General features: G+C 40.6%; 21 protein-coding genes. 18 read left to right on the top strand and 3 right to left on the bottom strand.

Annotation, left to right across the window (positions count from 1 at the left end; translation table 11 throughout):
- The first annotated feature begins 1 nt into the window (after position 1).
- The 9 genes from PZ638_RS06985 to PZ638_RS07025 all read left to right on the top strand — a co-directional run bounded on the left by PZ638_RS06985 (position 2) and on the right by PZ638_RS07025 (position 5,308).
- Positions 2-289 carry a hypothetical protein gene (locus tag PZ638_RS06985; RefSeq protein ID WP_164455374.1) on the top strand — a complete coding sequence of 96 codons (288 nt, stop codon included), beginning with the start codon at positions 2-4 and terminating at the stop codon, positions 287-289.
- A gap of 10 nt (positions 290-299) precedes the next feature.
- Positions 300-455 (top strand): hypothetical protein, encoded by a 156-nt coding sequence (locus PZ638_RS06990; RefSeq protein WP_231068180.1) that lies wholly within the window; start codon positions 300-302, stop codon positions 453-455.
- Positions 456-464: 9 nt separating this feature from the next.
- On the top strand, positions 465-815 hold the full coding sequence (locus tag PZ638_RS06995) for a DUF5347 family protein (RefSeq protein WP_219108939.1): 351 nt from the start codon (positions 465-467) through the stop codon (positions 813-815).
- Between the two features lie 71 nt (positions 816-886).
- Positions 887-1,456 carry a 3'-5' exonuclease gene (locus PZ638_RS07000; RefSeq protein ID WP_231068179.1) on the top strand — a complete coding sequence of 190 codons (570 nt, stop codon included), beginning with the start codon at positions 887-889 and terminating at the stop codon, positions 1,454-1,456.
- Between the two features lie 51 nt (positions 1,457-1,507).
- The gene (locus PZ638_RS07005) at positions 1,508-1,759 is read left to right on the top strand and encodes a DUF2732 family protein (RefSeq protein ID WP_229597468.1); all 252 of its coding nucleotides are present in this window, start codon (positions 1,508-1,510) and stop codon (positions 1,757-1,759) included.
- Positions 1,752-3,881: a replication endonuclease gene (locus tag PZ638_RS07010; RefSeq protein ID WP_275612096.1), complete on the top strand. Its 2,130-nt coding sequence runs from the start codon at positions 1,752-1,754 to the stop codon at positions 3,879-3,881. The genes PZ638_RS07005 and PZ638_RS07010 overlap by 8 nt, the downstream gene beginning before the upstream one ends.
- A 1-nt stretch (position 3,882) precedes the next feature.
- Positions 3,883-4,581, top strand: a complete 699-nt coding sequence (locus PZ638_RS07015) for a terminase large subunit domain-containing protein (protein WP_240105454.1) — start codon at positions 3,883-3,885, stop codon at positions 4,579-4,581.
- A gap of 13 nt (positions 4,582-4,594) precedes the next feature.
- On the top strand, positions 4,595-4,966 hold the full coding sequence (locus tag PZ638_RS07020) for a hypothetical protein (protein WP_240105456.1): 372 nt from the start codon (positions 4,595-4,597) through the stop codon (positions 4,964-4,966).
- Between the two features lie 120 nt (positions 4,967-5,086).
- A complete protein-coding gene (locus PZ638_RS07025) occupies positions 5,087-5,308 on the top strand; it encodes a hypothetical protein (protein ID WP_096864691.1) in 222 nt (73 codons plus the stop codon).
- On the opposite strand, the gene PZ638_RS07030 is transcribed toward PZ638_RS07025, so the two are convergent.
- The 3 genes from PZ638_RS07030 to PZ638_RS07040 are packed head-to-tail and all read right to left on the bottom strand — an operon-like array spanning position 5,294 to position 8,429.
- Complete coding sequence (locus PZ638_RS07030; RefSeq protein WP_275612097.1) at positions 5,294-5,611, bottom strand: Ogr/Delta-like zinc finger protein; 318 nt, start codon at positions 5,609-5,611, stop codon at positions 5,294-5,296. The genes PZ638_RS07025 and PZ638_RS07030 overlap by 15 nt on opposite strands.
- The gene (locus PZ638_RS07035; protein ID WP_164455384.1) at positions 5,611-6,642 is read right to left on the bottom strand and encodes a phage portal protein; all 1,032 of its coding nucleotides are present in this window, start codon (positions 6,640-6,642) and stop codon (positions 5,611-5,613) included. Before PZ638_RS07035 ends, PZ638_RS07030 begins: the two co-directional genes overlap by 1 nt.
- Positions 6,642-8,429, bottom strand: coding sequence for a terminase large subunit domain-containing protein (locus tag PZ638_RS07040; RefSeq protein ID WP_275612098.1), 1,788 nt, complete (start codon positions 8,427-8,429; stop codon positions 6,642-6,644). Before PZ638_RS07040 ends, PZ638_RS07035 begins: the two co-directional genes overlap by 1 nt.
- A 161-nt stretch (positions 8,430-8,590) precedes the next feature.
- Here PZ638_RS07040 and PZ638_RS07045 point away from each other — a divergent pair, with 161 nt between their 5' ends.
- The 9 genes from PZ638_RS07045 to PZ638_RS07085 all read left to right on the top strand — a co-directional run bounded on the left by PZ638_RS07045 (position 8,591) and on the right by PZ638_RS07085 (position 14,837).
- Complete coding sequence (locus tag PZ638_RS07045) at positions 8,591-9,373, top strand: GPO family capsid scaffolding protein (RefSeq protein ID WP_164455387.1); 783 nt, start codon at positions 8,591-8,593, stop codon at positions 9,371-9,373.
- A gap of 21 nt (positions 9,374-9,394) precedes the next feature.
- Entirely contained in the window at positions 9,395-10,423 is a 1,029-nt protein-coding gene (locus PZ638_RS07050; protein WP_048608874.1) for a phage major capsid protein, P2 family, read from the top strand.
- Positions 10,424-10,426: 3 nt separating this feature from the next.
- Positions 10,427-11,134, top strand: coding sequence for a phage terminase small subunit (gpM, locus tag PZ638_RS07055; RefSeq protein ID WP_164529143.1), 708 nt, complete (start codon positions 10,427-10,429; stop codon positions 11,132-11,134).
- Positions 11,135-11,230: 96 nt separating this feature from the next.
- Positions 11,231-11,641: a hypothetical protein gene (locus tag PZ638_RS07060; protein ID WP_195697475.1), complete on the top strand. Its 411-nt coding sequence runs from the start codon at positions 11,231-11,233 to the stop codon at positions 11,639-11,641.
- The gene (locus PZ638_RS07065) at positions 11,620-12,072 is read left to right on the top strand and encodes a head completion/stabilization protein (protein ID WP_240105464.1); all 453 of its coding nucleotides are present in this window, start codon (positions 11,620-11,622) and stop codon (positions 12,070-12,072) included. The genes PZ638_RS07060 and PZ638_RS07065 overlap by 22 nt, the downstream gene beginning before the upstream one ends.
- On the top strand, positions 12,069-12,548 hold the full coding sequence (locus PZ638_RS07070; RefSeq protein ID WP_164455410.1) for a phage tail protein: 480 nt from the start codon (positions 12,069-12,071) through the stop codon (positions 12,546-12,548). The genes PZ638_RS07065 and PZ638_RS07070 overlap by 4 nt, the downstream gene beginning before the upstream one ends.
- Positions 12,538-13,251 carry a hypothetical protein gene (locus tag PZ638_RS07075; RefSeq protein WP_275612099.1) on the top strand — a complete coding sequence of 238 codons (714 nt, stop codon included), beginning with the start codon at positions 12,538-12,540 and terminating at the stop codon, positions 13,249-13,251. The genes PZ638_RS07070 and PZ638_RS07075 overlap by 11 nt, the downstream gene beginning before the upstream one ends.
- A 12-nt stretch (positions 13,252-13,263) precedes the next feature.
- A complete protein-coding gene (locus PZ638_RS07080) occupies positions 13,264-14,382 on the top strand; it encodes a DUF2586 domain-containing protein (RefSeq protein WP_275612100.1) in 1,119 nt (372 codons plus the stop codon).
- A complete protein-coding gene (locus PZ638_RS07085; protein WP_048608860.1) occupies positions 14,382-14,837 on the top strand; it encodes a phage protein in 456 nt (151 codons plus the stop codon). The genes PZ638_RS07080 and PZ638_RS07085 overlap by 1 nt, the downstream gene beginning before the upstream one ends.
- Positions 14,838-14,850 lie beyond the last annotated feature (13 nt).

The raw sequence follows: 14,850 nt of genomic DNA on the forward strand, positions 1-14,850 counted from the left end.
TATGTGTAATGAAAAAAGTGCATTAGAAAAATTAGCAGAAATAACAAATAGAAATCGTGATTTGAATAAAAAAGGAATAAAAGTAAATACAGATAACATTCGCAATAGGAGCAAGTATAAGTCTGAATTGAAGTCTGATGTGCTTAGTTGTCTTTTCTTATATATGGAAAATCATAATTTAGGCATTGATGCGGTGTATGAGGTGTTACTAGACATAAGGACAGAGTTAAATTGCGAGTTTAACGCAAAAATATACCATGATGATTATGATGATGAAGTTCCATTTTGAGGGTTAACAAATGACTCAAGCACATAAACAGCAGTACAAATATAAAGTCACTGGCGACTCATTTAAACGTTTAGAAGAAATCAGCGTAAACAAAAAAGATGGTTCATTAAAATATATTGTTCCAGTTCTTTTGCTTGCCGTTGTTTATCTAATTTCTAGAATATAGGTGATTGCTATGCAACAGAATCCAGCGTTATCAGAAAATAGATTCAATCCAATGACAATAAAAGACCGTTCAAATGGTTTGAATCATATTAATGAATTGAGAAACAAAATATTTGGGGAAACTGATAAAGAATTAAAAGGTTATATTAACAGCGCCAATGATAGATTTAGCGATGATGCTGAGAGTAGTAAAAGATTTCTATCTATGATTTATTGGTGGGCAAAAATAGAGCCAAGTAGACATGGTTGTAAATATGAAGAATTAACCAAGAAAGAAATTAAAGCAATTGTTAAAGCTATGATTGATATAAAAAGTAATACCGCTAATTTACCAAAGCGATTTCCATCAATAATTAATTAAATAATACCCAATTAAATAAATGACGTTAGCGCGTCAGGGAATCTTACACTCTAAATTTAGGAATTAAATATATGTTTGAACATTTAATGTTAGACCTAGAAACGATGGGAACGAAACCAACAGCGGCAATAGTTGCTATAGGTGCTGTGTTGTTTAATCCTGAAACTGGAGAATTAGGCTCAAGATTTTATGATGTCATAGATTTATCATCGGTGATGCGACATAAAGATACAACCGTTGATGCTGAGACTATTAAATGGTGGTTGAAGCAATCAAGTGAGGCTCGCTCAGAAATTATAACGGGTGATGTGCATATTTTAAATGCATTGTCGGGGCTATCTAAATTTATAAATGAAGAATCAAATCCTCGCTTATTAAAAGTGTGGGGTAATGGGTCTAGCTTTGATAACGTTATTTTACGTTCAGCATATGAAAGGTATGACCTTACAGCACCATGGATGTTCTATAACGATAGAGATGTTAGAACAATTGTAGATATTGGACGTAGCTTTGATTTCGACCCTAAAGTAAATATGCCTTTTGATGGTGTTCAACATAATGCTTTGGCTGATGCTATTCATCAAGCTAAATATGTATCAGCAATATGGCAGCGAATTAATATAAACAAGGAATCTATTTAATGACGTTAGCGCGTCAGGGATTTTTACACTCTAAATTTAGGAATTAAATAAATGAATATACCAGAACCAACATTCACACCTGTAGTTGATATGGGTAACGGTGAAGATGTCACAATGATTGCTGTTATTCAAGCTAACCGTGAAGATGAAAAAAATGCACGCTCAATTATTTTTGCTTCTCGTTTACGTCGCCTTTCATTGCAAGTTATTCGCGACAAGCTCGACTATGGACAGATAGCACAGTTATTGGAAAGTGAAGCTAATCACATCGAAAATCAGGCGCAAGAACTGAATTATGTTTGAAGCGCAAGAACACAATAGCGACGTATATATTTCAATACGTCGCCAACAAGAAGAAAATAAGCCAGAGTTGCCGAAATCAGCGACTCTGGCTGAACGCATTATGTGGGATGCCAATAAAGATGATGCTGAGTGGCGTCATGAAATCATTTCTCATGTCCCAGATTTTCTATCAATTTACTTTGCCACTAAATACGCACGCCTTTTTAATCAAAAGGGTCGTCGTCGTGCCAATGAATTTTTGCGCAAAACCGCTAAAAATGTATTGCCACGATTCGAACGGGTCATGAAACAGTATGAGTTTAAGCATCGTGTTTCAGGTGATAGACCATTCCCTTTTATTGAACAACTCGAAAATATTGCGCAGTTAGATAGAACGGTTATCAAAACTTTAGCAAATGAAATTGCCAGTTTTATGAGTGATAACTATGAAGCTGCAACAAAGCAATACGCCAACAGCGACCCAAAAGATGAATGTGAAGCCCGTCAGCGTCTTGATAAAACTTACGCTTTCCTTGCTAAATTAACATTGCAGTCGGGCACACAGCCGCCATATTGGCAGCAATTTAACAAGGGTAGGATTAGGCCAAGTGAAGATAAACTTTGCGCGGCATTGCTTCGCATGTTTGATGTTGCTTGGTGGTATCGTCGTTTAAAACGTTTATGTGACCTGAAGCGTGAGCACCTTGCTATCGCGATTGGTCAAGTTCAAAAATCCGCATCCCCTTATGTTTCAAAAACAACCTTGCATCGCTGGGTAGAGCAAAAGCGTTCAAACTGGCAATTTCTTAAAGACTTTGAATTAGAAGACGAAGACGGCAACCGAACCGAACTTACAAAAATGGTTTTAGGTAGCGTGGCAAACCCTGCTGTTCGTCGTTGTGAGTTAATGGCACGCATGCGCGGGTTTGAAGACCTCGCAAATGAAATGGGCTGTGATGGTGAATTTTATACAATGACAGCTCCATCAAAATACCATTCAGCCTATCAAGCAGGTGGTTTTGTTGATAATTGGAACGGATGTGATCCAAGAGCAACCCAAAAATATCTATGTAAAACGTGGGCGAAAATACGTGCGGCTTATAGCCGTGCGGGTATCCGTGTTTTTGGTTTTCGTGTTACTGAGCCACACCATGATGGTACACCGCACTGGCATATGTTGCTGTTTGTTATGCCTGAACATAAAAAACAATTGCGTTCTATTTTTAGTCACTATGCACGTTTAGAAGATAAAGACGAACTTACTACACCTAAAGCATTAAGAGCCCGTTTTCACGTTGAGCCTATAGACGAAAGAAAAGGCAGTGCAACTGGCTATATCGCTAAATACATTTCAAAAAATATCGACGGTTACGCGATGGACGATGAAGTCGATAAGGAATCAGGCCAGAAGTGCAAGGACATGGCGCGGGCGGTTTCCGCTTGGGCTTCACATTGGAAAATTCGCCAGTTTCAACAAATAGGCGGTGCGCCTGTGTCGGTGTGGCGTGAGTTGCGCCGTATGGGTGATGATACCGAAGCATCAACAGGTTTAGATGTTGAATTTGCCGAAGTCCACAAAGCAGCCGATACCAGCAACTGGAGCGAATACACCAAATTGCAAGGTGGTGCATTTGTACGTCGTGCCGACCTTATCGCCCGTCTTTGGTATGAGCGCGAAGAAAAGACCAACGCCTACGGTGAGCCTGTTGATTGTATCAAAGGGGTTTACTGTACTTTAGTGGGTAACGACTCCCCAATTATCACACGCATTAAGAATTGGCAGATTGTGCCGAAGTTAGCCGAAGCGACAGCGGAGGCTGGTTTTGATGGCGCGATTAGCGCCCCTTGGAGTTCTGTCAATAACTGTACGCAGGCACGGAGGACGATTAAAGACAAAGAAACGGTTATTCCCGATATTGTCAGAAAAGCCAAAGAAATTGGCATCACTTTAGACCCCGAAAAAGACCCTTTCATGATCCATTCAATAGCAAGAGGGGCAATTTATACAGAAAACGGTCAAAGCGTGAAGTTTCACGCGAATGGCCATATTCAAAAAATCGTATTTAAGTCAGATAAAGTCAAAAAATCACTGGCTCGGTGTGAACAAGCCATGTCTAGAATTCAATCACTCATAGGAAATTAATATGATGCTAAAAATATTTAACTATAAAATTGATATTACAAATGAATTGCTATTCAGTTTACAAAAAGAACAATTGAATTTTTTGCCGTGGCAAAAGCGTTGGTATCAAAATAGATTTTTGAAAAATAGGTCATTAAAAAAAGCTCGTCAGGTTGGAGCAGATTATTACTTTTTATTTGAAGCTTTACAGGATGCCTGCTTAACAGGCAGAGATAAAATATTTATGGGTAATATTCCAGTAGAATATTTATTAAAACATGCAGGAATAAAAGAATTTAAAGCCGCCAGAAATTATATTTTTAATTTAAGTAATGGTGCACATATTTATGTGTTAAATCATGAGTATTTTAACGATATACCTTTAGGCGGGGTATCTGGTGATGTTTATGTATCAGAGTGGTCATGGATTGAGAATTTACGCGATGTTGTATCGCTAGCTGGGGCATTTTCAGCGCATGATAAATGGCGAGTTACTCTCTACTCCTATAGGTCAAAATGTGATGTTTCTTCTAATCGCGGTAATTCAATATTGTGTGATTCATTATTAGGCCGTGATTATCATTATGATTTGGTTCAAAACTCAGAATATGAATTAGGTAGTCTGTTTAAAATTAATACTAAAAAGTTAAACGATTGGGAATTGATATTCACTAATGAAATAGCTCAAGAAATGATTTTTTGTTGTTTTAACGATAACTAAGGGAGTAGAACTAATGGCAAAAACAGCAGCAGAGCGCAAAGCGGAACAGCGTAAACGACAAAAAGACAGTGGCGAAACGAAATTTGAGCTGATTGTCGATAGTCAAGAATTGGAAATGTTGAAAAATAATTGTGCTATTCGTCGACCAGGGCGGGAGCCTTACGAAATGAATGAGTACATTCAACTATTAATTCGCCAAGATACTGCTCGACTAAGTGACAAAATTCACGAGTTATCAAAATCAACCTGTAAAAGATGTGGTGAGCAATTGCCTGTTAGTCAGTGTTGCTTATCGGGTGCGGCTGATTGTTGGAATACAAACGGCTGGCATGATTTGAAGTTGGATAATATTGCCGTGACATGTCACAAAGCGGATAGTTTATAAATGAATCACATAACCCTGTAATTCAAAAGAAATTTTAATTATTTCTGATTTACAGGGTTTCCCAATGACTTTATTTATGTATACTGTACAAATATCCAGTATACAAATGGGAATTTGAATATGAGCGATTTATTACAGGAATCGGTAGCGTTTGAGCGCATTAGTGTTATTGCAAAGCTAGGGAGTTTAGAGGGTTGCAACCATTATGAGCGTCAAGTTGTACTCACACTGATTACTGAACTTGCAGACGGTGCAAGGGAAGAAATAGCAAAAAAGAGCAATCAAAAAATTAGGCTGCTAAATAGCAGCCCTGATGTAAATCAGCAATCATGCACCCTTTGAGGTTAATAACCCTAGCGCCAGTTGGCGCTGTTCAGGGTTAAATTTCTCAATCATGGATTGAATCAAATCATCTGAGTGGGCACTAGGGCTGATTGTGTGACTAAACGTTAGATTTAAAACATAGGTGTGACCGCATTCAACATCATTACAGGCGCAATAAAGGTCTGAAATTTCACGATGTTTACGATTCGATTTGCGAATTGTCGCGCGTTGGCCGCAAATGGGGCAGAATATTTTTAATACTCGCACGTTCCAGACCTCCGGTTGTTGATAACGTCTTAATTTTACCTTATTTTTAGACATTATTCATTTTCCTTAATGATATTTTGACGAAAATTCAATTTCAAAGACTCATTTCTACCGATTTCACTATTGACCGCATTCATAAATAAATTTTGTACGGGGATAACTTCATCTTGCCGATAGGCTTCTCTTGCTTTTAAGGGGTCACCTAAGCCGCCAGAGCCTAAGCCGGGAATGATGCCAGCAAGGCCTGCGGGGAAGCGGTGAGCATTCAAGATATCTTGCGCACTAATACTTTTCACATTGCTAAACTCATCGTTTGCAGAGATATCCCCAACGGGAATAAATTTGATGCCGTCAGGGTCACCATTCGGCACACTCACAAACATAGTTTCAAAATTACCAATCCCTTTGCTTTGGCTGAGTTTTTGGATAATTTGTTCTTCTACTTCGTCGGTCATATTCGGGTCATTACAGTAAATCATCCCGCCCGTGTGTGCCCCGTTATGGTAATAACGACGACGAAATATAGTGGCTTCACTGTTTAGTAAAGCTGCATGGATACCGCCAATATAGTCCGGTAAACCGTAGACTTGCTGTTGTGGGTCATACATCTTGATATAAATGATTTCATCAGGGGTATAAACTAGATGTTCACCTTCTTGTAAAATGACAAAATCACCGTCTTTACGCCTGCGCAAGTAAAGTGAGGGCAAAACCTCCAGTCCGATGGTTTCGCCCCAACCGTTACGCACTTTTAAAATGGCCACATCACCAAACAAAAAATAATTAAAAACGGCCGCTTTTAGTTGCTCATGGGTTAGGCCACCGCCTATATAGTCACTGGTAACCATATTATGACGAGCATAAAGAACGCCCCCATGTTGGCCATTTAAATTCACTAACTGCGCAAGTGCTTCACGGTCTATTGGGGGTGTCCAATGGTCAAAATCATTGTCATACCAAATATTTTGATAATCAGTATGAGTCGTTAAAATCGGCTCTGGTTTGCCAAGAACGATGCTAAATGCTTTTTTTGGCGCAGTCGTAGTCTGTGTCATTTGTTTACGAGAATTCCGTTTCTTTTTCATTATGCAGCCTTTGGTAATATATATTTAGATTTGCGCTTTTTATCCGTGTTAAGCGGCTCTTTAATTACTGCGTGAGACGTTGCCCAGAAAACATCCGCGTGGCCTGTTTCTTGTGTTCTATCTGCGACGAATGTCATTGCGCCACCTTTACCTGTAGTTGTGTGACGGATGCATAAAAATGACGCGGGGATTTCTTTCTGATCCATATCCCATTCAATGCGTTCTTCGTCGACAATATCTATCATTTTCATCACAAGTTGCGTTTTCATTTGCAGACTATAAAGAATGGGCTGTGTGATACGTGGCGCAAAATCTTGCACCATTTCATATACGGATTGACCTATCCCTGTGGTATCAATGCCAATATGTGTGAAACGATATTTCTTGGTTAAGTCTTCAATCAATTTTGCTTGATGTCGCCAGCTAAACCCTTGCCAATAAAATGTTGCCAATACCCGAAATACTTCGGGTGCCATCATGGGTGGTGCAACGATAACAAATGTTGACGTGTCGCCAGAGCGTGCAGGGTCATACCCGCCCCACACTTCGCGATTGCCAAATGGGCGCGGGTCGTCGGGTTTATGGTCTTCCCATAAATTCACATCAACACCGCATTTCATTAAGGTGTCATATTTAAAGACAGACTTACCACTATCAATAAATACGCACATATACAACATGTTGAATGTGTCAGGGTTATATCGTTGTCGTAATTTATCGATAGACGCTAAGTTAAAGCCGCCTTTTATCGCATCTTCAAGGGTAATGATATAGCGCCATTGCCCATCGGGGCACTCACGCCCCCCGTCACGCATTTCTTTCTCACTTGGAAACTCGACGTTCTTACGTTTAGGGTCATTGCCGCGCCATTCATCCCCCATCCAAAATGGATAAGCTGGATGTGTTTTAGAGCTAGGCGTGGAAAAATAGGTGATACGCCAGCGGTCATGTGTTGCCATTGCTGATGCAACATCATTTAAGCGTTTAAAATCAGGAACCCAAAAATATTCGTCACAATATAAATGACCACTATAAGATTGAGCCGTGTTTTTATTGGTGGATAAGAAGCGCAGCTCTGCGCCATTGCTTAAACGGATGGGATTACCCTTTAGCGATACACCAAAGAATTGCTCCGCAATATTCACAATATATGACCGGAATACTTCCGCTTGGGGTTTTGACGCAGATAAAAATATCTGTGGGTCACCCGTCAAGCAGGCATTCTCAAAGGCTTCAAAGGAGAAGTACCACGTTGCCCCGATTTGACGGCTTTTTAATATATTGCGCACTGCCTGCGTGATATTAATGCGCAAATGCTTTTGATAACCAAACAGCATTTCATCAGCAAAGCGTTGGAAATCTTCTGGCGTCAGGCTAGAAATGTCATTTTTACGATAGCGTTTCTTTTTCTTCGGTTCGCCATCTTCATTCATTGCATAATCAGCACCGCCTTGCATATCCGCTGATTGCGATTTTAACGCTGCCATTTTTTCAGCGTGTTTATTCGCTTGCGCCATTAATTTAACGTGGCTAGCAATCAAGCGGTCTAACTCATCTAATTCAAGCTCCGTTTTTTTAGTTCGCTCGCTCAATAAAACAATGCGACGGTTAATTGCTTCAATCACACTCTCATGACTGAGCATATCTGCCCAATTCCATTTTTCTGCCCAATAGTAAACAATCCGACGATTAGGCAGGCTCAATTCCTCCGCGATTTCCGCTGGAGTATAGCGTCGCAAATATAACGATTTTGCGACCTGTATTTTTGCATCCGTGTATTTAGCCATAGTAGATGCATTGTGCCCCGACCTTTAAACGCTGGCATTAAGCGGCTTTCGGCAAAGCATTTATAACCGAATCGAACTTGTCGCCAGTGAAAAAAATGTGGGCAATACTGAGCACCTAACGAAATGGAAGCAATAAACCCAAGGATGGGAGCAACATGTAAATGTCGCAATTGAGAACAACATGGTTATGTATCGCGACTGAGGGTGACACTGTTGATGGTCGTATTATCGAACGCCAACATTTAATTGAAGCCGCTGAACTTTATGATTACACGCTATGGGCAGCGTTGATTTGGCCTGAGCATAACCACGAAGTTGATCCAGTGGGTGAAGTCCTTGAAGTCATGCTTGATGAAGATAATAACGGAAACTTGCAACTTTTAGCGATTATCCGCCCATTTGTCAGTTTGCTATTAGCAAATACAGAAGATAAGTGGCTATTTACCTCGATTGAATTAACGCCAGATGGAAATTTTCGCGGTACGGGAAAACACTATTTAGAAGGTCTGGCTGTTACTAATAGCCCGGCAAGCGTAGGAACAACTCGGCTACACTTTAGCCGCAACAAATCTAAGGATGGAACCATGTCAGACAAAAAAAACTGGCGCAAAAAATATAATATCGCAGACCCTGCACCAACACCGGAACCAACACCGGAGCCAACACCTAACCCCGACCTTCAAGAGTTAGCCGAAGCGCTGGCAGCTGCAGAAGATAAAATTGTAGAGCTGGAAGCGAAGTTAAATGAAACGTCGCAGGAAGTGACTGAAGTTCAAGAAGATATCGAAGTAGTAAAAGAAGTCGTCGATACAAATGAATTTAAACAGTTGCGTGATAGTTTGCCGGATTTAGTTAAAAATTTCAGCAAACTAGATAAGGTTGTGACTAAAAAACCAAATCCAAATCCTAACGGGGATAAAAACGCTCGTTTTAATTTTCTGTAAGGATAAAAAGGAAAGGAATCCATGCAATTAAATACTCGTGCAAGGCAGTTTCTAAAAGAATATGAAGCTGGTCTGCGTAAAAGTTATGGGGTTGACGATACGTCAAAATACTTTGCCATAACTGATCCAAAAGAAACATCATTGCGCAATGCGTTGATGGAGCAATCTGCATTCTTAAACATGATTACATGTGCTGATGTAGACCAACTCCAAGGGCAAGTCGTATCAGTAGGAAACCCCGGTATTTTTACAGGTCGTAAGCAAGGTGGGCGTTTTATTCGTCAAACTGCGAACGATGGTAATGAATATAAACTGGTTGAAACTGATTCCGGTGCAGCACTTGATTGGGCGCTTTTATCTGTATGGGCGAACTCGGGGTCTGAAAATGAGTTTTTCCAACGCATGCAAGCCTTTACTAATGAAACGTTTGCATTAGATATGATCCGAATCGGTTGGAATGGTACGCATGTAGCAAAATCAACAGATTTTGAAGCCTATCCGAACGGAGAAGACGTCAATATTGGTTGGCATCAAATCGCAAAAGATTGGGACGGTGGTAAACAGGTAATTACTGACCCAGTCAAATTAGATGATAAAGGGGATTATCGGTCATTAGATGCAATGGCATCCGACCTGATTAATACCTGTATTCCGGTGCAATACCGCAGTGACCCACGCTTAGTTGTATTAGTTGGGCCTGATTTAGTCGCGGCTGAACAATACCGACTTTATCAAGCGGCTGACAAACCAACAGAAAAAATCGCAGCTCAAATGTTGGGAACCACAATTGCGGGTCGCCCTGCGATTATCCCGCCATTTATGCCGGGCAAACGCATGGTTGTGACATATCTGTCAAACCTGCATATCTACACCCAACGCAATACGCGTCAGCGTAAAGCGGAGTTTGTAGAAGACCGTAAGCAGTATGAAAACAAATATCTGCGTAATGAAGGATATGCGCTGGAATATCCAGAGTTATATGCCGCTTATGATGAAAGCGCGGTCACAATTGGTGAAATTACTGAACCTGCTGAAAAGGTCGGTGAATAAACCATGCTATCACCTGCTCAACGTCATCGGGCTAGCGTTGAACTACGCCAAAAGTTAGAACAGCAACAGGCCGTCACTATCGCAGATGGTGCCAGTATGCACTTACAGGCGAGAGCGATTGAGCAGGATGTCAAAAGACTGCGTGAGCAACCGACAACAGCTGACCGCGTGGAAATGAAAAAGCGGGAGTTACTCCCCGCTTATCTTCCCACCGCTGAACGCTATTTGTCCGAGGGGGAGGTCTACCGAAACCCAATTTTTGCTTACTGCACCGTTTGGCTATTTGATGTTGGGGATTTCGACAAGGGATTGGATTGGGCAGATATTGCCATTGAGCAAGGACAGCTCACCCCAGACAATTTCCGCAGTAATTTTCCGGCCTTTGTTGCTGACACTATCTTAGCGTGGGCAACATTGGAAAATGAAGCGGGAAACAGTATTGAGCCTTATTTTTCAAGAACCTTTAAAAATGTCACTGAAAAGTGGCGAGTTCACGAAAAAATCAGGGCTAAATACTACAAATTTGCTGCATTGAATTTGCTAAGAAGCAATATCAATCAGGATGCGAAAGCCAGCGCCATTGATTGTGTTGATACATTGGAGCAAGCCGCATCCTATATGGAAAAAGCACGACAGCTTAATCCGAAAGTGGGTGTTGATACGCATTTAAAACGGATCGCTATGCGCATTCGAGCATTAACAGCCGAATAAAAACGACTACCGCAAGCCAATCGGGCGTGGTGGAGATGATGCAATTTATTGCTTTCAGTCTTGGAAGCCAGTCTGCCCGATTTTTAAGGATAAAAAATGAAAACATGGATGATAGGCGTATTTGGTGCGCTGGTATTTTCAATGAGTTTAATTGTGGGTAATACATTTGATATTGAAATATTAGCAAATGTTGGGTTTTCACTCGCATGGGTATGTATTGCTTTTTATTACATTATTTCCGGTTCGTTATTTTTAGCTCTATTTGCTTTTACATTTGGTGACGCAGAAGATAAAGAAAGAATTAAAGAATATGTTTTAATGCTTAATACAGATAATTCAAAAACGAGAACCATTTTCTATTTAATAAATAATGTATTAGCAATTGTATTATTGTTTTTATCAGGGTTCATTATTACAGCTGTAAGCCTAGCTGTAATGTGTGTTGTATCGCGATATCTAATTAAAGTTGCGGTAAGGAAAATATCATGTTCAATGGTAACGATTTAAATTATCAATCAGTTGAAATAACGAATGATGGTTTCTGGCCTGATATTAATTTAGCTGACTTTCAAAGACAGCGCCAAATACCACCGGATTTAAATCATGAGTTATTAACGGATGCGTTATTAGCCAGTGTTGCTGAAATTAATTTATCGCTCGAATCACTGAAAAAACAATTGTTGCCTAAAGGGTATAACACTGCAAATGATGCTCCGGGAGCAAAAGCCAATGGGCAAAACGCATTGTGTGCACAATATAAAAAGGCGCTCTATGCACGGGCTAAAGCGGATTTGATAGGCGAAATAACATCAATTGTCAGCCGTGCGGCAAATCCGAAGCAAGAAAACCCTGAAACAAAGAATAATTTACTCGCAGAAGCCGCATTTGTGATCCGCAATATGAAAGGCTTAAAACGTGTCACGGTGGCGATGATATGAATAAATTAAAAAGCCTAACTGATTTTTTAAAAGCCAATTTACCGCCACGCGTCTGCGATGTTGAATTTAAAAGCGAAATGGACGAAATACAGTTTATCCGCGCGCATCGGGATTTAGGCTTAGACCAATATCAAATGATGATACGACAAAGTGAAGCTGTCATTTCATGGGGGCGTTTTCCTTATCGACTGATTCATCCTGATTATATCCCTTTGCTAATTGATGCGTGGGCATGTGAACAAGATAACGAGTTAGGCAATAGCAATATCGAACAAGAACCGCCATCTATGATTGTTGAAGTTGATGACGAAACAGCCGTTGTCATTGTGTCAATTTCACTCGCTGAGCCCGTTGTGATGAAAGAAGACATAAACGGGATTGTTCCTTTTGATGGTAAACGTTGGTCACTGGCAGATACCGAATTTGGATACGCAGAACACGCTGAAATTTATAGTGACGTGAAAAATGATAATTAAAGGCCAATTGAGCAAAGAGCAGTTTGCAGAAATGCAAAAAGCTTTAAAAAACCTTGAATTACCAGAAAAGAAAAAACAACGTTTTTTATGGCGCATGGCGAAACATGGCGTAATTGCATCAGCAAAACGAAATGTTAAAAACCAACAGTCGCCTGATGGCGAAGCTTGGGAAAAAAGGCAGAGTAAGTATAAGAAAAAAATGCTTCGTAATATGCCTAAGTTATTACATATCAGGGAAATGCCAGAAAAAGAAGCCGTTAGAATTTATTTACAAGGTGGTCATTATCGTAATGGTAAAAAACCTGTTCCTGCTGGTGTAGTTGGTTATGCACAGCAAAATGGAATGAGCGTGAGCCGAAGAAAAAGAGACTCAGAGCAAGAAAATAAATCAAAACCGACGGATAAAGATAGAAGAGCAACTATCAAACAAGCTAAAAAATTACGGGAGCTTGGTTATCAGGAAACCAAAGGAAAACGAATTAAAAAACCATCGGTTAAAGATATCACAACAAATATGTCTTTTATAAAAGCAGGTGGAATAATTCGAACGTTAAGTAAAAAAACAGCCAAAACATTTTGGACTATTGAAGTACCTTCACGTGTTTTCCTCGGCATGAGCGATAGCGATTTTAAAAAGGCACTCGCAAGGCAGTTACAAGGGATTGGATTTGGCGCTGATGTTAAAGCGCAGGATATTAAATAAAAGGACTTAACTATGTGGCCTAACATTCAGGTTAATCAAGTCAATCAGTTACAAGGCGAAACCAAAGAAATTGAGCGTGTTTTGCTGTTTGTGGGCAAAGGGAAGAGCCATATTGGTGAAACCTTACCTGTTAATACTCAAACTGATTTAGATACATTATTGGGGGTAGAAAATAGCCCTTTAAAGTCGAATATCAAGGCAGCAATGGCGAATGCTGGGCAGAATTGGTTTGGTTATGTTCACGTCTTGCCCGAGAGCGCAGCCGAAACCGATTTTGTTGATGCGGTAATGAAAGCGCAATCTGTTGCCAGTGTTGAGGGCTATGTCTATATCGGTGATGCCACCAAAACAACAATTAAAGCTGCGCAAACACTCCGCGCCAATTTAATGGCGAAGTTTGGGCGCTGGACATGGGCAATTCTTTCTGTCGCAGGGTTACAAGCGAAAGAAACATGGCAGCTAGCATTAACCCGCCTTGGTGAACTCCAAAAAGGCGAAGCGGTTGAATCTATTCAATTAGTGCCCACGTTTTGGGGAAATGAAGCGGGAGTATTGGCGGGTCGTTTATGTAATCGTGCGGTTACCATTGCCGATAGCCCGGCTCGGGTAAAAACAGGCGCTCTGCTTGATTTAGGCAACGTTGATAAACCCAAAGACGATAGCGGTGTGGAAATTGACTTAGCCACCTTGCAAGCGTTGGAAAAACTCCGTTATAGCGTGCCAATGTGGTACCCCGACTATGACGGCATGTATTGGTCAGATGGTCGAACCTTAGATGTTGAGGGCGGCGATTTTCAAGCAATTGAAAACCTGCGTATTGTTGATAAAGTCGCGCGTCGCGTTCGCTTACAAGCTATTGCAAAAATTGCAGACCGTAGCTTAAACAGTACACCAAACAGCATTGAAACCCACAAATCGTATTTTGCTCGCACTATGCGTGAAATGTCACGTAGTGCAGAAATCAACGGTGTCACGTTCCCCGGTGAATGTAAACCGCCACAAGACAATGACGTCGTGATTGTGTGGAAAACCAAAAATACCGTTGAAATTTATATCACAGTAAGAACGTATGAATGTCCGAAAGGAATTACGGTCAGTATCTTACTGGATGCTAGCTTGGAGAGCGCATAATGAGCCAACGTTTATCTGGTCAATCCTTTGACTTTAATATTGATGGTGACTTAATTCACGTCGAAAAAGTGAGCCTATCCATTACTGATAATACCGCAGCCGCGCAAACCAAAGGTATGCCCGACGGTTTTGTCGCGGGTGATGTGAGCGCAGAGGGTGAAATCGAAATTAGTACAAAATATTTTGAGATTATCGTCGCAAAAGCGCGGGCGGCAGGCTCATGGCGTGGGATTAAGCCAATGGATTTCCTTTGGTACGCCAAGGCAGGCAATGAAGAAATGAAAGTCGAATCATTCGGCAATAAATTGATTTTGACTGATATTTTAGATACCGATCCCAAAGGTGGCGCACTCACTACTCACAAAATTAAATATCTGGTTACGAGTCCTGATTTTGTGCGTATTAAAGGCATTCCTTATTTGGAATCTGAGTTAACTCAAACCCTTATCGGATAATAGGGATAATTTG

The organism is Providencia hangzhouensis (assembly GCF_029193595.2).
In the GTDB taxonomy this organism is placed as follows: Bacteria; Pseudomonadota; Gammaproteobacteria; order Enterobacterales; family Enterobacteriaceae; genus Providencia; species Providencia hangzhouensis.